The following is a 17,065-nucleotide window of genomic DNA, read 5'->3' as shown; positions in this document are numbered from 1 at the left end:
GATCCCGAAGAAGGACTGAGAAATGGCAAGAGTCAAGCGGGCGGTCAACGCCCACAAGAAGCGTCGGGTCATCCTGGAGCGCGCCGAGGGCTACCGCGGGCAGCGGTCGCGCCTCTACCGCAAGGCCAAGGAGCAGGTCACCCACTCCCTCGTCTACGCGTACCGCGACCGCCGGGCCAAGAAGGGCGAGTTCCGCCGCCTCTGGATCCAGCGCATCAACGCCGCGGCGCGTGCGAACGGCCTCACCTACAACCGCCTGATCCAGGGACTGGGCATCGCGGGCATCGAGGTCGACCGCCGCATCCTCGCGGAGCTCGCGGTCAACGAGCCGGCGACCTTCGCCGGTCTCGTCGAGGCGGCGAAGGCGGCGCTCCCGAGCGACGTCAACGCGCCCGCCGCGAAGTAGTCGCGCACCCGCATCGAGACGACGGCGCGCATCCCCGGACGGGGATGCGCGCCGTCGCCGTTTCGTCACGGGATGTTCGCATGCCGCGGCTAGCATCCAGAGCATGATCGACAATCCGCGGTCGCCGCGGGTGCGGGCCGTCGCCAAGCTCGCGAAGCGCTCCGCCCGCAGCGAGACGGGACTCTTCCTCCTCGAGGGGCCGCAGGCCGTCTCGGAGGCGGTCGACTTCGGCGACGAGCTGCTCGTCGACCTCTTCGCGACGCCGGCGGCGCGCGAGCGGCACGGCGAGCTGCTCGCGGCGGCCGAGCGTCGAGGCGTCGAGACGGAGACCGTCTCGGAGGCCGTGCTCGCGGCGATGGCCGACACGGTGACGCCGCAGGGGGTCGTCGCGGTCGCCCGACAGCTCTCCTCCTCGCTCGACGAGATCCTCGCCGCGAGCCCGCGCCTCGTCGCCGTCCTCGAGGAGATCCGGGATCCCGGGAACGCCGGCACCATCATGCGGGCGGCGGATGCGGCGGGCGCCGACGCGGTGCTCCTCACGGGCCGCAGCGTCGACGTCTACAACCCGAAGGTGGTGCGCTCGACGACGGGCTCCCTCTTCCACCTCCCCTTCGCGCAGGGGCTCGAGCTCGAGCCGACGCTCGCGAGGCTGCGGGACGCCGGTCTCCAGGTGCTCGCGGCCGACATCGACGGCGGCGACCTCCTCGAGCTCCGCGGCCGCGGGATGCTCGGCGCGCCGACGGCCTGGCTGTTCGGCAACGAGGCGCGCGGGCTGCTCGACGAGCACGTGGCGCTCGCCGATCAGGCGGTCACGGTGCCGATCTACGGTCGTGCCGAGTCGCTCAACCTCGCGACGGCGGCCTCGGTCTGCCTGTACGAGAGCGCCTTCGCCCAGCGATCCGCCTGAGCCGGACCGCTTTGCGTTACGCCTCGGTTACGTTTCGCGCGCCCGTTTGACCCTGAATCGGGGCACATGGTTGAGTCGGTCCATGCCCGCAGAGCCGCTCGTCGTGATCGACCATGTCAACAAGCACTACGGCGAGCTCCACGTCCTGAAGGACATCCACACGAGCGTCGCGCGCGGTGAGGTCGTCATCGTGATCGGGCCCTCCGGCTCGGGCAAGTCGACGCTCTGCCGCACCATCAACCGCCTCGAGACGATCGACGAGGGCTCCATCGCGATCGACGGGCAGCAGCTCCCCGCCGAGGGCGCGGCGCTCGCGCGCCTCCGCGCGGACGTCGGCATGGTGTTCCAGTCCTTCAACCTCTTCGCGCACAAGACGGTGCTCGAGAACGTGACGCTCGGCCAGATCAAGGTCCGCAAGCGCTCCAAGGCGGAGGCCGAGAAGCGCGCCATGGAGCTCCTCGAGCGGGTCGGGGTCGCGAATCAGGCGGCGAAGATGCCCTCGCAGCTCTCGGGCGGCCAGCAGCAGCGCGTCGCGATCGCCCGCGCGCTCGCGATGGACCCGAAGATCATGCTCTTCGACGAGCCGACCTCCGCCCTCGACCCCGAGATGATCAACGAGGTCCTCGCGGTCATGGAGGATCTCGCGAAGGAGGGCATGACGATGATCGTCGTGACCCACGAGATGGGCTTCGCGCGCAAGGCCGCGGATCGCGTCATCTTCATGGCCGACGGCGAGATCGTCGAGGAGGCGGAGCCGGAGACCTTCTTCACCGCCCCCCAGAGCTCGAGAGCGAAGGACTTCCTCTCGAAGGTCCTCACCCACTGATCCCAGCGGGTCGAGGCACGACGGAACACACAGCACAGGAGACGACGAATGAGACTGAAGAAGAGCCTGGCTGTCGGCGCCATCGCGGCGATCGGCATCCTGGGACTCGCGGCGTGCACCGACTCCGGCGCGGGCGAGGCGGGCCCGGAGACCGAGGTCGAGCAGCAGGAGTTCGAGGCCGGCACGACCATGGCCGAGCTGCAGGAGGCCGGCACGATCACGATCGGCACGAAGTTCGACCAGCCGCTCTTCGGCCAGGTCGACGCGGACGGCAAGCCGCAGGGCTTCGACGTGGAGATCGGCAAGATCATCGCCGCGAAGCTCGGCATCGAGTCCGACAAGATCAAGTGGGTCGAGGCGCAGTCCGCGAACCGCGAGCCCTACATCGAGGCCGGTCAGGTCGACATCGTCATCGCGACCTACACGATCAACGACGAGCGCAAGGAGATCATCTCCTTCGCAGGCCCGTACTACGAGGCCGGTCAGGACTTCCTCGTCCTCGCGGGCAACCCCGACGGCATCGAGAGCGTCGACGACCTCGAGGGCGAGCCGGTGTGCACCGTCCAGGGCTCGACCTCCGAGGCGAACATCGCGGAGGTCACCGACGACATCACCGCGCTCGGCGGCTACGCCGAGTGCCTCGAGCCGCTCCGCCAGGGCTCGGTCAAGGCGCTGACCACGGACAACGTCATCCTCGCGGGCCTCGCGGCCCAGAACGAGGGCGAGTTCGAGGTCGTCGGCAACCCCTTCACCGAGGAGCCCTACGGCATCGGCCTCGCGAAGGACGACACCGACTTCCGGGACTTCATCAACGACGTGCTCGAGGACTCCTACGAGGACGGCTCCTGGGTGGACGCGTGGGAGAAGACCGCGGGGACGGTGCTCGACACGCCGGAGCCCCCGGCGGTCGACCGCTACTGACCATCCCAGCCTGACGGCCCGCCCGGACCCCGATCCGGGCGGGCCGTCCCGGGCCCTGGCGCCCTCGAAGCACAGAAGGAGGTGTCGTGGACACCGTCATCGCGTTCCTGCCCCAGCTCGGGCAGGCGTTCCTCGTGACGCTGCGGCTGCTCGTCGTCTCGGCGCTCGGCGCGTTCGTGATCGGCACCGTGATCGCCGCGATGCGGATCTCGCCGGTGGCCGCGTTCCGCGTCTTCGCGACGGGGTACACGGAGCTGATCCGCAACATCCCGCTGACGCTCGTGCTCTTCTTCTGCGCCTTCGTGCTGCCGTACCTCGGCGCCGAGACGGACTACATCCTCCTCGCGACGATCGGCCTGACGGTCTACACCTCGCCCTTCATCGCGGAGGCGGTCCGGTCGGGCGTCAACGGCGTCGCGATCGGGCAGGCGGAGGCGGCCCGCGCGGTCGGCCTGAGCTTCGGCCAGACGCTGACGCTCGTCGTGCTGCCGCAGGCGGTGCGGATGGTGATCCCGCCGCTCATCAACGTCGTCATCGCGCTCACGAAGAACACCTCGGTCGCGGCCGGCTTCGGCGTCATCGAGATGGTGGCGCAGTCGCGCCGCATCATCCAGCTCCAGGGCGACGCGATCGCGGTCTTCATCTCGATCGCGCTCCTGTACCTCCTCATCACGATCCCGCTGGGCCGCTTCGCGGACCAGCTCGAGAAGCGCGTGGCGGTGTTCCGATGAGCAGTGTCCTCTACGACGTCCCGGGTCCGAAGGCTCGGCGGCGCTCCCTCATCATCTCGATCGTCGGCGGTCTCGCCATCCTCGGCGGACTCGTCGCGCTGGTCATGTTCCTCGCCGCGCCCCGCGTGAACGCGGGCGGCGTCGAGATCCCCGGCATGCTCGACCCCAGCCGGTGGGACATCGTGCTCGACCGCGCCTTCTGGCGCACCGTCTGGCGCGGCCTCCAGGGCACGCTGCAGATGGCGGGCGTCGCGGCGGTCCTCGCGATCGCCTTCGGCATCCTGCTCTCGATGCTGCGCACGGCGCGCACGGCGGCGGTCCGCATCCCGGCGGTCATCGTCCTCGAGTTCTTCCGCGGCATGCCCGTGCTGCTGCTCATGCTCTTCACGCTCCTCGTCTTCTCGACGGGCACGTACTGGGCGGGCGTCGCGGCGCTCGCGCTGTACAACGGCGCGATCATCGGCGAGGCGCTCCGCGCGGGCGTCGCGGCGCTGCCCAAGGGGCAGCGGGAGTCGGGGCTCGCGATCGGCCTGACGCCGCTGCAGACGCGCTTCCTCATCGAGTTCCCGCAGGCGTTCCGCCAGATGCTGCCGATCATCATCGCGCAGCTCGTGGTGCTCCTGAAGGACACCTCGATCGCCTACATCATCAGCTACCCCGAGCTCCTCGGCGTGTTGACGAAGCAGGCGCCGACGACGTTCGGCTCGAAGTACCTCTACACGTTCTTCTTCGTCACGCTCTTCATCTACCTCGCGATCAACCTCCTCCTCTCGTGGGTCGCGCGCTTCCTCGCCCGGCGCACCGCCTCGGGCGCGAGAGGCGGTCGCGGCGGGCGCAAGGCGGCCCGCGTCGTCGCGCAGCTCGGCGGCGCCGGGATGACGGGGGCGAGCGATCCGCTGAACCCGCCGGCGTCGCCCCCGACCGACGGCTCCGGCGGCACGGGACGGTAGCCGGGCGGCGCCCGTCCCGCCGCTAGACTCGATGCTCGTGTCCGACCCCACGCAGATCACCGACCGGGCGGTCCAGGATGCGGTGGAGTCCGCGCTGACGGCGATCGCCGCGGCGCACGACTCCGCCGCGCTCAAGGCCGCCCGCACCGCCCACGCCGCCGAGGCCTCCCCGCTCGCGCGCTTCAACGCCGCGATCCGCGAGCTGCCCGGCGAGCAGAAGGCCGCCGCCGGCAAGCTCGTCGGCCAGGCCCGGGCGCGGGTGAACCAGGCGCTGCAGGCGCAGGAGCAGGTCGTGCTCGAGGCGGAGGAGCGCGCCCGCCTCGACTCGGAGTCGGTGGACGTGACGGCCGTCGCCAGCCGCCGCCGCCCCGGCGCCCGCCACCCGCTGAGCCTGCTCATGGAGCAGATGGGCGACATCTTCGTCGGCATGGGATGGGAGATCGCGGAGGGGCCCGAGCTCGAGCACGAGTGGTTCAACTTCGATGCGCTGAACTTCGACGAGGACCACCCGGCGCGCGCCATGCAGGACACCTTCTTCGTCGACCCGGTCGAGCGGCACCTCGTGCTGCGCACGCACACGAGCCCCGTGCAGATTCGCTCGCTGCTCACCCGCGAGCTGCCGGTCTACGTCGTGGCGCCCGGGCGGGTCTACCGCACCGACGAGCTCGACGCGACCCACACCCCGGTCTTCCACCAGCTCGAGGGCATCGCGATCGACCAGGGCCTCACGATGGCGCACCTCCGCGGCACGCTCGAGCACCTCGCTCGCGCGATGTTCGGCGAGGGCGCGCAGATCCGCCTCCGTCCGAACTTCTTCCCCTTCACCGAGCCGAGCGCCGAGATGGACGTCTGGCAGCCGAACGCGAAGGGCGGTGCGCGCTGGGTGGAGTGGGGCGGCTGCGGCATGGTCAACCCGAACGTGCTCCTCGCCGCGGGCATCGACCCCGAGGTCTATCAGGGCTTCGCCTTCGGCATGGGGATCGAGCGCACGCTCCAGTTCCGGAACGAGATGAACGACATGCGCGACATGGTCGAGGGCGATGTCCGCTTCTCGGAGCAGTTCGGGATGGTGGTCTGATGCGCATCCCGCTGAGCTGGCTCCGCGAGTGGGTCGACCTCCCGGAGGACGCGAGCCTCGAGCACCTCCACGCGGCGCTCGTGCGCGTCGGCTTCGAGGAGGAGGACGTGCACGTCTTCGGCGTCGAGGGACCGGTCGTGGTCGGCAAGGTCCTCGGCTTCGAGGAGGAGCCGCAGAAGAACGGGAAGACGATCCGCTGGTGCCAGGTTGATGTCGGCGAGGACGAGCCCCGCGGCATCGTCTGCGGCGCCGGCAACTTCCTCGTCGACGACAAGGTCGTCGTGACGCTCCCGGGTGCGGTGCTGCCGGGTCCCTTTCCGATCGCGGCGCGGAAGACCTACGGGCACGTGTCCGACGGCATGATCGCCTCGGCGAAGGAGCTGGGGCTCGGCGAGGATCACGCGGGCATCCTGCGGCTCGTCGAGCTCGGCATCGACGCGGCCCCCGGCGCGGATGCGATCCAGCTGCTCGGCCTCGCGGACGCGGCGGTCGAGATCAACGTGACGCCCGACCGCGGCTACGCCTTCTCGATCCGCGGCGTCGCGCGCGAGTACTCGCATGCGACCGGCGCGGCCTTCCGCGACCCCGCGCTCGTGGCGATCGAGGACGGCGAGGGCTTCCCGGTGGAGATCCGGGACGAGGCGCCGATCCGCGGTCGCGCGGGCTGCTCCGTCTTCACGGCCCGGGTCGTGCGCGGCATCGATCCCGCGCGTCCCACACCGCCGTGGATGCGCGCCCGGCTGCAGCTCGCCGGCATCCGCTCGATCTCGCTCGCGGTGGACATCACGAACTACGTCATGCTCGAGCTCGGCCAGCCGATCCACGGCTACGACCTGGAGAAGCTCGCGGGCGGACTCGTGATCCGCCGTGCGGAGCCGGGCGAGGAGCTCGTCACCCTCGACGGACGGCGGCGGACGCTGGATCCGGCGGATCTCGTGGTCGCCGACGACTCCGGCGCCGTCGGGCTCGCGGGCGTCATGGGCGGCGAGTCGACCGAGATGTCGGAGACGACGCGCGACGTGCTCGTGGAGGCGGGGATCTGGGATCCGGTCACCATCAGCCGCACGGTCCGTCGGCACAAGCTCCCGAGCGAGGCCGCGAAGCGCTACGAGCGCGGGATCGACCCCGCCGTGTCGCGCGCGGGCGCCGCGCGCGTCGTCGAGCTGCTCGTGACCCTGGCCGGCGGCACCGCGGATCGGCTCGGCGCCGTCTACGACGCCTCGGCCCCCGCGGCGCGGATCGAGCTCGACGCGCGGGCTCCGGAGCGCCTCGTCGGCGTCGACTACGCGCGCGAGGAGGTCGTCGGCTCGCTGCGGCTCATCGGCGCCGAGGTCGAGGAGCAGGGCGACCGGCTTCTCGTGACGCCGCCGAGCTGGCGCCCGGACCTGACGGATCCGGCGACGCTGATCGAGGAGGTCGCCCGCATCACGGGCTACGACCGGATCCCCTCGGTGCTCCCGGTCGCGCCCCCGGGTCGCGGCCTCGCACGCGAGCAGCGCCTCCGCCGCCAGGCCGTGCAGGCGCTCGCCGACGCCGGCGCCGTCGAGGTGCTCGCGTACCCCTTCGTCTCGCAGGCGACGCTCGAGCGCTTCACGCCGGGTGAGCGCGGTGTGCAGCTCGCGAACGCGCTCGACGCGCAGGTGCCGTTCCTGCGGCGCACGCTGCTGCCCGGCATGCTCGAGATCGCGCGCCGCAACCTCGGTCGCGGCCTCACCGACCTCTCGCTCGTCGAGCTCGGCACGGTGTTCCTGCCCGAGCGGGATGCGGCGCACGGCACCGACGGCATCCCCGAGGGCGCCGCGCGCCCGGGCGACCAGGTGCTCTCGGAGCTCGAGGCCGGCATCCCCGCGCAGTCCTGGCGGGTGGGCACGCTCGCGCTCGGCGAGTCGCGCGCGAAGCAGCCGGGCGCGGCGGCGGAGCCCGCGGGCCTCGCCGACGCGCTCGACTCGGTCCGCATCCTCGCCCGCTCGGTCGGCGCCGAGGTCCGCGTCGTGCAGGGCTCGCATCCCGCGCTGCACCCGGGGCGGACGGCGTCGATCCTGGTGGGCGAGGAGGTCGTCGGCGTCGCCGGCGAGCTGCTCCCGTCGCTCGCGGCCGAGCTCGACCTGCCCCGCATCGTGGCGCTCGCCGAGGTCGACCTCGACCGGCTGGTGGCGCTCGCGCCGAGCGAGCTCCGCGCGCGGCCGATCGGGACGCTGCCGGCGGCGACGCAGGACCTCTCGCTCGTCGTCCGCGCGGAGGTCCCCGCGGGCGAGGTGCTCGCGTCGGTGCGCGAGGGCGCGGGCGAGCTGCTCGAGGCGATCTCGCTCGTCGACGACTACCGTGGCCGAGGACTCGAGGAGGGCGAGAAGTCGCTCACCTTCGCGCTCCGCTTCCGCGCGGCCGACCGCACGCTCACGGCCGCGGAGGCGAGCGAGGCGAAGCTCGCCGGTCTCGCGCTCGCGACGGAGCGACACGGCGCGACGCTGCGCGAGTAGCGCGATGCGGCCCGGCGGGCGGGCGGCGGCCGCCCGCCGGATTCGCCCCGCGCCCGCCGAGCGCAGTAGGGTGATCCTCGTGGACACCGCATTCGAGGGCTTCCGGGGCGCTGAGCTCCGCCTTCGCCGTGCGCGCCGAATCGGGGCGTCGTCCCGCCGCTGACCCCTGGGTCTCGCGCGACGACGCCGGCTCCGTTCCGTCCCCGTCGATCACCCCAAGGAAGCGCCATGTCCCTCTCCGTCGCCGTCGCCGGCGCGAGCGGCTACGCCGGCGGCGAGCTGCTCCGGCTCCTCGCCCAGCACCCCGAGCTCGAGGTGCGCACGGTCACCGCGCACTCGAACGCCGGCCAGCCGCTCCTCGCCGTCCACCCGCACCTCGTGTCCTTCGCGGACCTCGTGCTCCAGCCGACCGCCCCCGAGGTCCTCGCGGGACACGATGTTGTGTTCCTCGCCCTCCCGCACGGCGCCTCGGGCGCGCTCGCGGCACAGCTCCCGGACGACGTGCTCGTCCTCGACTGCGGCGCCGACCATCGCCTCGAGCGCGCGTCCGACTGGGCCGACTACTACGGCGGCGAGTGGGCGGGCTCCTGGGCCTATGGCCTCCCCGAGCTCATCACGCCGGGCGGCCGTCGGCGCGACGAGCTCGCGGGCGCCCGTCGCATCGCGGTCCCGGGCTGCAACGTCACCTCGATCACCCTCGGCCTCCAGCCGGGCATCGCCGCCGGCCTGATCGAGCCGGTGGATCTCGTGTCGGTCCTCGCGGTCGGGCCGAGCGGCGCGGGTCGCGCGCTCAGGGCGAACCTGCTCGCGAGCGAGATCCTCGGCTCCGCCTCCGCGTACCAGGTGGGCGGCGTCCACCGGCACACGCCCGAGATCGTGCAGAACCTCCGCACCGCGGGCGGTGGTGAGCCGACCATCTCCTTCACCCCCGTCCTCGTGCCGATGTCGCGCGGCATCCTCGCGACCTCGACGGCGCGCCTCGCGCCGGGCGCCGACGCGTCCGCGGTGCGCGCCGCCTGGGAGGCCGCCTACGCCGAGGAGCCCTTCGTGCACCTGCTGCCCGAGGGCGCGTTCCCCGCCTCCGGGGATGCGACGGGCGCGAACACCTGCCTCGTGGGCCTCGCGGTCGACGAGCGCGCCGGCCGCGTCGTCGCGGTGAGCGCGATCGACAACCTCGTGAAGGGGACCGCCGGGCAGGCGATCCAGGCCGCGAACCTCGCGCTCGGCCTCCCCGAGACGCTCGCCCTCCCCGTGAACGGAGTCGCCCCGTGACCGTCACCGCAGCACAGGGCTTCGAGGCGGCCGGCGTCGTCGCGGGCCTCAAGTCGAACGGCGCCCTCGATCTCGCCCTCGTCGTGAACCGCGGGCCGCTCAAGTCGGGCGCCGCCGTCTTCACCTCGAACCGCGCGAAGGCGAACCCCATCCTGTGGTCGGAGCAGGTGATCCAGGACGGCACGGTCGACGCGGTCGTCCTCAACTCGGGCGGCGCGAACTGCTTCACCGGCGCGGAGGGCTTCCTCACGACCCATCAGACGGCGGAGGCGGTCGCGGCGCGGGTGCCCGGCGTCTCCGCGGGCGACGTCCTCGTCTGCTCGACGGGCCTCATCGGCGAGCAGCTGGACCGCGAGCGGCTGGTCTCGGGCGTCACCTCGGCGGCGGCGCGCCTGTCGGCGCAGGGCGGCGAGGATGCCGCGCGCGCGATCATGACGACCGACTCCCGCCCGAAGACGGCCGTGCACCGGGCGCCCTCGGGCTGGACGATCGGCGGGATGGCGAAGGGGGCGGGCATGCTCGCGCCGGGCCTCGCGACGATGCTCGTCGTGATCACGACGGATGCGGTCCTCGACGGCTCGCAGCTCGATGAGCTGCTCCGCGCCGCCACCCGGGTGAGCTTCGACCGACTCGACAGCGACGGCTGCATGTCGACGAACGACCAGGTCACGCTGCTGGCGAGCGGCGCGAGCGGCATCCAGCCGGATCGGGAGGAGTTCCGGGCGGCGCTCGCGCGTCTCTGCATCGAGCTCTCCCGGCAGCTCCAGTCGGACGCCGAGGGCGCGAGCCACGACATCGAGATCGAGATCGTCGGCGCCTCGAGCGAGGACGACGCGGTCGAGGTGGGCCGCTCGATCGCGCGCAACAACCTCTTCAAGGCCGCGATCTTCGGCAACGACCCCAACTGGGGCCGCGTCCTCGCCGCGATCGGCACGACCTCCGCCGACTTCGACCCCTACTCGGTCGACGTGTCGATGAACGGCGTGCGCGTCTGCTCGGCGGGCGCGCCGGATCGTCCGCGAGACGAGGTCGACCTCGCGCCGCGCGCCGTCCACGTGCTCGTCGACCTCAAGGCGGGGCTCGAGCACGCCACGATCCTCACGAACGACCTCACCCACGACTACGTCCACGAGAACAGCGCGTACAGCTCATGAGCACCGAGGACCCCGGATTCGAGACTGCGCCGGTAAGCCCGGTCGCCGACCGCATGGCGGGCGCCGAGGCGAAGGCGCTGACCCTCGTCGAGAGCCTCCCGTGGCTCAAGCGCTTCGCGGGCGAGACCGTCGTCGTGAAGTTCGGCGGCAACGCCATGGTCGACGAGGCGCTGCAGCGCGCCTTCGCGGAGGACATGGTCTATCTGCGGCATGTCGGCATCCGCCCGGTCGTGGTGCACGGCGGCGGCCCGCAGATCTCGGCCATGCTCGAGCGGCTCGGCATCGCGAGCGAGTTCACGGGCGGCTACCGGGTGACGACGAGAGAGGCGATGGATGTCGTGCGCATGGTCCTCACGGGCCAGGTCAGCCGCGAGCTCGTGAGCCTCATCAACGAGCACGGCCCGCTCGCCTCCGGCATCTCGGGGGAGGACGCGGGGCTGTTCCGCGGCCGCCGGCGCGGGGTCGTCGTCGACGGCGAGCTCGTCGACATCGGCCAGGTCGGCGACGTCGTCGAGGTGGATCCGGCGGCGGTGCTCGCCGAGCTCGAGGCCGGCCGCATCCCGGTCGTCTCCTCGATCGCGCCCGACCTCGACGAGCCGGGCGCCTCCCTCAACGTCAACGCGGACTCCGCGGCGGCGGCCCTCGCCGTCGCGCTGGGCGCGGCGAAGCTCGTGGTCCTGACGGATGTGGCGGGGCTCTACCGCGACTGGCCCGATCGCGACTCCCTCGTCTCGGTGATCGACGTGCGCGAGCTCGCGGCCCTGCTGCCGTCGCTCGAGAGCGGCATGATCCCGAAGATGGCGGCGTGCCTGGAGGCGGTCGAGGGCGGCGTCGCGAAGGCGGCGATCATCGACGGCCGTCGGCCGCATTCGATCCTGCTCGAGATGTTCACGGACGCCGGCATCGGCACGGAGGTGGTGCCGGCATGAGCGGCGCGGAGACGACGGACCAGACCGGGACCGAGGGGGCCGCACTGGCCGAGCGCTGGCACGAGGTCATCATGCGCTCGACGCCGGCACCCTGGCTGGTGCTCGAGCGCGGCGAGGGCGCCCATGTGACGGATGCCGACGGGCGCGAGTACCTCGACTTCCTCGCCGGGATCGCGGTCAACGCCCTCGGTCACGCCCATCCGGTCTTCGTGGATGCCGTGGCGCGGCAGGCCTCCGCCGTCGCGCACGTCTCGAACTACTTCGCGACCCGGCCGCAGATCGCCCTGGCGGAGCGGCTCTGCCGGCTGTCCGGCGGCTCGCGCGTGTTCTTCGGCAACTCCGGGGCGGAGGCGATCGAGGCGGCGCTGAAGCTGGCCCGCCTGACCGGGCGGCCCCGCATCCTCGCGCTCGAGAACTCGTTCCACGGGCGCACGACGGGCTCGCTCGCGCTGACCGGGAAGCCGGCGCTCCGGCGCGACTTCGAGCCGCTCATGCCGGGGATCGAGCACCTCGACTCGGAGATCGCCTCCCTCGAGCGGGCGATCGGGCCGGACGTCGCGGCGCTGTTCCTCGAGCCCATCAAGGGCGAGGCCGGAGTCGTGCCGCTCTCCGACGAGTACCTCCGCGCCGCGCGCGAGCTCACGAGCCGCCACGGCGTCCTCCTCGTGGTCGACGAGATCCAGACGGGTGCCGGCCGCACGGGGGAGTGGTTCGGCTTCCAGCACGCCGGGATCACGCCCGACGCGATCACGCTCGCGAAGGGCATCGGCGGCGGCGTCCCGATCGGCGCCCTCGTGACCTTCGGCGCGGCGAGCGAGCTCTTCCAGACCGGGCATCACGGCTCGACCTTCGGCGGCAACCCGCTCGCGACGGCGACGGCGGATGCCGTCATGGCCGAGATCGAGCGCGCCGACCTCGTGGGCAACGCGCGCCGCCGCGGGGAGCAGCTCGGGGAGGCGATCCTCGGGCTGGAGTCGCCGCTCGTCGGCGAGGTGCGTGGGCGAGGGCTCCTCCTCGGCATCGGGCTGACGGAGCCGGTCGCGGCGCGCATCGCCTCGCACGCCCTCCAGGCGGGGCTCATCGTCAACGCGCCGAACGAGACGAGCATCCGCCTGGCGCCGCCGCTCACGATCGGCGACGCCGAGATCGGGGAGTTCCTCGAGCGCTTCCGCACCGCCCTCCATGCCACGATCCGCGAGCGCGACGAGCACATCGCGCGCACCGCCGCCCACGACGACGAAGGAGCCGAGTCATGACCCGCCACTTCCTCCGCGACGACGACCTCACGCAGGCCGAGCAGTCCGAGATCCTCGACCTCGCCGAGCGTCTCAAGGCGGACCGCTGGTCGGCGACGCCGCTCGCGGGCCCGCAGACGGTCGCGGTCATCTTCGACAAGTCCTCGACGCGCACGCGCGTGAGCTTCGCGGTGGGGATCGCGGATCTCGGCGGCAGCCCGCTCGTCATCTCGACCGCGAACAGCCAGCTCGGCGGCAAGGAGACGCCCTCCGACACCGCTCGCGTGCTCGAGCGGATGGTCTCGGCGATCGTGTGGCGCACCTACGCCCAGTCGGGGCTCGAGGAGATGGCGGCGGGTACGCGCGTGCCGGTCGTGAACGCCCTGAGCGACGACTTCCACCCCTGCCAGCTCCTCGCCGACCTCCTCACGATCCGCGAGCACAAGGGCGCCCTCGCCGGGCTCACGGTCACCTTCCTGGGCGACGGCGCGAGCAACATGGCGCAGAGCTACCTGCTCGCGGGCGCGACGGCGGGCATGCACGTGCGCCTCGCCTCGCCGGCCGAGTTCGCCCCCTCGGATGCGGTCGTCGCGGACGCCGATCGCCGAGCGCTCGAGACGGGCGGCTCGGTCGTCCTGTACACCGACCCGCAGGAGGCGGTCGCCGGTGCGGACGTCGTCGTCACCGACACCTGGGTGTCGATGGGCAAGGAGGACGAGAAGGCGCACCGCGTCGCGACCTTCGGCGGCTACCAGGTCACCGAGGAGCTCATGACGCTCGCGAAGCCGGATGCGGTCTTCCTCCACTGCCTCCCCGCCGATCGCGGCTACGAGGTCGAGGCCTCCGTCATCGACGGGCCGCAGAGCGTCATCTGGGACGAGGCGGAGAACCGCCTCCACGCGCAGAAGGCGCTCCTCGTCTGGCTCCTCGAGCGGGTGGGGTGACCGGGGCGGCGCTCGCGACGCCGTCCGCGGGATGGGCGGCGGCGATCCGCGCGCGCCTCGCCGCCTTCGGGCGCCCGCCTCGGATCCTCGGGGTGGATCTGGCCCGCGGCCTCGCCGTCCTCGGCATGTTCGGGGCGCATGTCGGCGTGACGGCCGAGGAGCTGGATGCGACGCGGCCGGAGACCTGGACGGCGATCGTCGACGGGCGCTCGGCGATCCTCTTCGCGCTCCTCGCGGGCGTCTCGATCGCGATCCTCTCGGGGGGCGCGGCGCCGGTCCGGGGCGAGGCGCTGCTCCGCGCGCGCCTGCGGGTCCTCGCGCGCGGCGGCACGGTGCTCCTCCTCGGCCTCCTGCTCGAGCTGCTCGGCACGGGCGTCGCCGTCATCCTGCCCGTCTACGGCGCGCTCTTCGTGCTCTCGGTGCTCGTCCTCGGCGTGCGGGTGCGCTGGCTGCTCGCCGGCTCGGCCGCGCTCGCGCTCCTCGCCCCGGTCGCGGTGACCCTGGTCGGGCCGGACACCGCGGGCAGCCTCGACCCGCTGCTCCTCGGCGTCTACCCGGTGCCGATCTGGATGTCCTTCGTGCTCACGGGGATGGCGGTCGGCCGCCTCGATCTCCGGTCCCTGCGCGTCCGCGTCATGCTGGCGGTCGCCGGCCTCGCGCTGATGGGGCTCGGCTACGGCCTCGGGGGCGCGCTCGCGGCGAGTGCGGCGGGGCCCTTCGGCGCCGCGCAGACGACGGGTCCAGGATCGGAGGCGCTCGAGCGCCTCGGCGCGCTGCTCACGATCGCGCCTCACTCGGGCAGCCCCTTCGAGGTGCTCGGCTCGACGGGCTTCGCGCTCGCGGCGCTCGCGCTCTGCCTCGCGATCGCGCGGTCGCTGCGCTGGCCGCTCCTCCCGCTCGCGGCGCTCGGCTCGATGCCGCTCTCCGCCTACATCGGGCACCTCCTCGCGATCGCGGCGCTCCTCGGGACGGCGGGGACGCAGGAGGACCAGTCCGCGTGGCTCGCCTTCTCGGCCGTGGCGCTCGCCGCCTGCGCGCTGTGGATGGTGCTCCTCGGCCGCGGGCCCGTGGAGCGCCTCCTCGCGCTCGTCGCCGACCTGGCCTCGGGGGATGCCGCGCGGCGGCTCCGGCGCGGCGACCCCGGCTCGCGACTCTAGACTTCTCGACGGAAAGGCAGCACTCATGGCATCATCCGGCGCGCTCTGGGGCGCCCGCTTCGCGGACGGCCCCTCGCCCGAGCTGGCGGCGCTCAGCCGCTCGACCCACTTCGACTGGTCCCTCGCGGCCTACGACATCCAGGGGTCCCGAGCCCACGCGAAGGCGCTCGCCGCGGCGGGCTTCCTCGACGCGGACGAGCTGCGGCGCATGCTCGAGGCGCTGTCGGAGCTGCTCGAGGGCGTCGAGTCGGGGCGCGTCCGCCCGCTCGAGTCCGACGAGGACGTGCACTTCGCGCTCGAGCGCGAGCTCGTCGCGATCGCAGGCCCCGAGCTCGGCGGCCGCCTCCGCGCCGGGCGCAGCCGCAACGACCAGATCGCGACCCTCGGCCGCCTCTACCTCCTCGACCACGCCGCGACGATCGCGCACCTGGTCACGCAGCTCGTGGATGCCATCGCCGCCCAGGCGGCCGCCCACGAGGGCGCCGTCATGCCCGGCCGCACCCACCTCCAGCACGCGCAGCCGGTGCTGCTCGCACATCACCTGCTCGCGCACGCGTGGCCGCTCGTCCGCGACCTCGAGCGCCTCCGCGACTGGCGGGTGCGCGCAGCGGAGTCGCCGTACGGCGCGGGCGCCGTCGCAGGCGGCGCGCTGGGCCTGGACCCCCGTCCGATCGCGGCGGAGCTCGGCCTCGGCGAGCCCATGCCCAACTCGGTCGATGCGACCTCGAGCCGGGACGTGACGGCGGAGTTCGCGTTCATCGCGGCGCAGATCGGCATCGACGTCTCCCGCTTCGCGGAGGAGATCATCCTCTGGGCGACGCGCGAGTTCCGCTTCATCCGCCTCCACGACGCCTTCTCGACGGGCTCGTCGATCATGCCGCAGAAGAAGAACCCGGATATCGCGGAGCTCGCGCGGGGCAAGTCGGGTCGGCTGATCGGCAACCTCAGCGGCCTCCTCGCGACCTTCAAGGCGCTCCCGCTCGCGTACAACCGCGACCTCCAGGAGGACAAGGAGCCCGTCTTCGACTCGGTGGAGACCCTCGAGGTGCTGCTCCCCGCCTTCACCGGCATGGTGGCGACGCTCGAGTTCGACACGGACCGCATGGCGGAGCTCGCTCCGCAGGGCTTCTCGCTCGCGACGGATGTCGCCGACCACCTCGTGCGCCGGGGCGTGCCCTTCCGCGAGGCGCACGAGATCTCGGGCGCGCTCGTCCGGCTCTGCGAGGCGCGCGGCATCGAGCTCGACGAGCCGAGCGACGAGGACTACGCCTCGATCGATCCCCGTCTCGACGGCTCGGTCCGGGCCGTCCTCACGGTCGAGGGCTCGATCGCGAGCCGCTCGGGCGTCGGCGGCACCGCGCCGGAGCGGGTCGCGGAGCAGCTCGCCCTCCTCACGGAGCGGGTGCGCGCGCTCGCGGCGGGCTGAGCCGTCAGATGACGGCCGCCGAGCTCGCGGCGTTCCTCGCCCGCCCCGCGACGGAGGTCGCGCCCCGCCTGCTCGGCGCGGTGCTCCGCGGCCGCGGGGCGGCGGTGCGCCTCACCGAGGTGGAGGCCTACCTCGGCGTCGGCGAGGACCCGGGCTCGCACGCGCACCGCGGCCGGACGCCGCGGACCGCACCCATGTTCGGGCCGCCCGGGCACCTCTACGTGTACCTCAGCTACGGCATGCACGCCTGCGCGAACATCGTGTGCTCGCCGGATGGCGCGGCCTCGGCGGTGCTGCTGCGCGGCGGCGAGATCGTGGAGGGGCGGGATGCGGCACGCGCCCGGCGCAGCACCTCGCGGGAGGACGCGGATCTGGCCCGCGGCCCGGCCCGGCTCGCGACGGCGCTCGGGCTGACCCTGGCCGACTCCGGCGCGAGCGCCCTCCACGAGCCCTTCGCGCTGGAGCTGCCGGCGGTCCCGGTCCCGGACTCCCGGATCCGCTCGGGCCCGCGCACGGGCGTCTCGGGCGACGGCGGCCTCGACAGCTACCCGTGGCGCTTCCGCATCGACGCCGACCCCACCGTCTCGCCCTACCGCGCACACAGCCCGCGCCGCCGCTGACGCCGCCTCCGCCGCTCGAGGAGCGCCCGCGA

At 73.0% G+C, this 17,065-nt stretch carries 16 protein-coding genes; all 16 read left to right on the top strand.

The genetic code is table 11. The features are described 5' to 3' along the window. Positions 1–22: 22 nt before the first annotated feature. The 16 genes from rplT (at position 23) to OF852_RS04590 (ending at position 17,033) form a co-directional block, all read left to right on the top strand. A complete protein-coding gene (rplT, locus tag OF852_RS04665; RefSeq protein WP_271120641.1) occupies positions 23–406 on the top strand; it encodes a 50S ribosomal protein L20 in 384 nt (127 codons plus the stop codon). 103 nt (positions 407–509) lie between these two features. Then, a complete protein-coding gene (locus OF852_RS04660; protein ID WP_271120640.1) occupies positions 510–1,313 on the top strand; it encodes a TrmH family RNA methyltransferase in 804 nt (267 codons plus the stop codon). An 82-nt stretch (positions 1,314–1,395) separates the two neighbouring features. Continuing rightward, positions 1,396–2,139: an amino acid ABC transporter ATP-binding protein gene (locus OF852_RS04655; protein WP_271120639.1), complete on the top strand. Its 744-nt coding sequence runs from the start codon at positions 1,396–1,398 to the stop codon at positions 2,137–2,139. A gap of 48 nt (positions 2,140–2,187) precedes the next feature. Continuing rightward, a complete protein-coding gene (locus OF852_RS04650) occupies positions 2,188–3,060 on the top strand; it encodes a glutamate ABC transporter substrate-binding protein (RefSeq protein ID WP_271120638.1) in 873 nt (290 codons plus the stop codon). Positions 3,061–3,146: 86 nt separating this feature from the next. Further along, entirely contained in the window at positions 3,147–3,791 is a 645-nt protein-coding gene (locus OF852_RS04645) for an amino acid ABC transporter permease (RefSeq protein WP_271120637.1), read from the top strand. Beyond that, positions 3,788–4,741 (top strand): amino acid ABC transporter permease, encoded by a 954-nt coding sequence (locus OF852_RS04640; protein ID WP_271120636.1) that lies wholly within the window; start codon positions 3,788–3,790, stop codon positions 4,739–4,741. Before OF852_RS04645 ends, OF852_RS04640 begins: the two co-directional genes overlap by 4 nt. Before the next feature lie 31 nt (positions 4,742–4,772). Beyond that, a complete protein-coding gene (gene pheS, locus OF852_RS04635) occupies positions 4,773–5,819 on the top strand; it encodes a phenylalanine--tRNA ligase subunit alpha (protein ID WP_271120635.1) in 1,047 nt (348 codons plus the stop codon). Beyond that, complete coding sequence (gene pheT / locus OF852_RS04630; protein WP_271120634.1) at positions 5,819–8,296, top strand: phenylalanine--tRNA ligase subunit beta; 2,478 nt, start codon at positions 5,819–5,821, stop codon at positions 8,294–8,296. Before pheS ends, pheT begins: the two co-directional genes overlap by 1 nt. Positions 8,297–8,524: 228 nt before the next feature. After that, the gene (gene argC / locus OF852_RS04625) at positions 8,525–9,568 is read left to right on the top strand and encodes an N-acetyl-gamma-glutamyl-phosphate reductase (RefSeq protein ID WP_271120633.1); all 1,044 of its coding nucleotides are present in this window, start codon (positions 8,525–8,527) and stop codon (positions 9,566–9,568) included. Beyond that, positions 9,565–10,722, top strand: a complete 1,158-nt coding sequence (gene argJ / locus OF852_RS04620; RefSeq protein WP_271120632.1) for a bifunctional glutamate N-acetyltransferase/amino-acid acetyltransferase ArgJ — start codon at positions 9,565–9,567, stop codon at positions 10,720–10,722. The genes argC and argJ overlap by 4 nt, the downstream gene beginning before the upstream one ends. Further along, on the top strand, positions 10,719–11,651 hold the full coding sequence (gene argB / locus OF852_RS04615) for an acetylglutamate kinase (RefSeq protein ID WP_271120631.1): 933 nt from the start codon (positions 10,719–10,721) through the stop codon (positions 11,649–11,651). The genes argJ and argB overlap by 4 nt, the downstream gene beginning before the upstream one ends. Next, a complete protein-coding gene (locus tag OF852_RS04610; protein WP_442908647.1) occupies positions 11,648–12,907 on the top strand; it encodes an acetylornithine transaminase in 1,260 nt (419 codons plus the stop codon). Before argB ends, OF852_RS04610 begins: the two co-directional genes overlap by 4 nt. Beyond that, positions 12,904–13,830: an ornithine carbamoyltransferase gene (gene argF / locus OF852_RS04605; protein WP_271120630.1), complete on the top strand. Its 927-nt coding sequence runs from the start codon at positions 12,904–12,906 to the stop codon at positions 13,828–13,830. Before OF852_RS04610 ends, argF begins: the two co-directional genes overlap by 4 nt. Continuing rightward, a complete protein-coding gene (locus OF852_RS04600; protein WP_271120629.1) occupies positions 13,827–14,987 on the top strand; it encodes a heparan-alpha-glucosaminide N-acetyltransferase domain-containing protein in 1,161 nt (386 codons plus the stop codon). The genes argF and OF852_RS04600 overlap by 4 nt, the downstream gene beginning before the upstream one ends. 25 nt (positions 14,988–15,012) lie before the next feature. Next, positions 15,013–16,413 carry an argininosuccinate lyase gene (gene argH / locus OF852_RS04595; RefSeq protein WP_271120628.1) on the top strand — a complete coding sequence of 467 codons (1,401 nt, stop codon included), beginning with the start codon at positions 15,013–15,015 and terminating at the stop codon, positions 16,411–16,413. 8 nt (positions 16,414–16,421) lie between these two features. Then, positions 16,422–17,033: a DNA-3-methyladenine glycosylase gene (locus tag OF852_RS04590; protein ID WP_271120627.1), complete on the top strand. Its 612-nt coding sequence runs from the start codon at positions 16,422–16,424 to the stop codon at positions 17,031–17,033. The last annotated feature ends 32 nt before the right edge of the window (positions 17,034–17,065 follow it).

Origin of the sequence: Homoserinibacter sp. YIM 151385 (assembly GCF_027912415.1) — a bacterium.
In the GTDB taxonomy this organism is placed as follows: domain Bacteria; phylum Actinomycetota; class Actinomycetes; order Actinomycetales; family Microbacteriaceae; genus Schumannella.
The sequence above is the reverse complement of the archived record's forward strand: the minus strand, read 5'-3'. Positions and strand labels throughout refer to the sequence as shown.

Excerpts from the sequence above, each read along its gene's own strand:
- pheS (WP_271120635.1), top strand. The coding sequence starts at position 4,773 with ATGCTCGTGTCCGACCCCACGCAGATCACCGACCGGGCGGTCCAGGAT.
- OF852_RS04655 (WP_271120639.1), top strand. The coding sequence starts at position 1,396 with ATGCCCGCAGAGCCGCTCGTCGTGATCGACCATGTCAACAAGCACTAC.
- OF852_RS04640 (WP_271120636.1), top strand. The coding sequence starts at position 3,788 with ATGAGCAGTGTCCTCTACGACGTCCCGGGTCCGAAGGCTCGGCGGCGC.
- OF852_RS04610 (WP_442908647.1), top strand. The coding sequence starts at position 11,648 with ATGAGCGGCGCGGAGACGACGGACCAGACCGGGACCGAGGGGGCCGCA.
- pheT (WP_271120634.1), top strand. The coding sequence starts at position 5,819 with ATGCGCATCCCGCTGAGCTGGCTCCGCGAGTGGGTCGACCTCCCGGAG.
- OF852_RS04660 (WP_271120640.1), top strand. The coding sequence starts at position 510 with ATGATCGACAATCCGCGGTCGCCGCGGGTGCGGGCCGTCGCCAAGCTC.
- argB (WP_271120631.1), top strand. The coding sequence starts at position 10,719 with ATGAGCACCGAGGACCCCGGATTCGAGACTGCGCCGGTAAGCCCGGTC.
- argH (WP_271120628.1), top strand. The coding sequence starts at position 15,013 with ATGGCATCATCCGGCGCGCTCTGGGGCGCCCGCTTCGCGGACGGCCCC.
- OF852_RS04650 (WP_271120638.1), top strand. The coding sequence starts at position 2,188 with ATGAGACTGAAGAAGAGCCTGGCTGTCGGCGCCATCGCGGCGATCGGC.
- argC (WP_271120633.1), top strand. The coding sequence starts at position 8,525 with ATGTCCCTCTCCGTCGCCGTCGCCGGCGCGAGCGGCTACGCCGGCGGC.
- argF (WP_271120630.1), top strand. The coding sequence starts at position 12,904 with ATGACCCGCCACTTCCTCCGCGACGACGACCTCACGCAGGCCGAGCAG.
- OF852_RS04590 (WP_271120627.1), top strand. The coding sequence starts at position 16,422 with ATGACGGCCGCCGAGCTCGCGGCGTTCCTCGCCCGCCCCGCGACGGAG.
- rplT (WP_271120641.1), top strand. The coding sequence starts at position 23 with ATGGCAAGAGTCAAGCGGGCGGTCAACGCCCACAAGAAGCGTCGGGTC.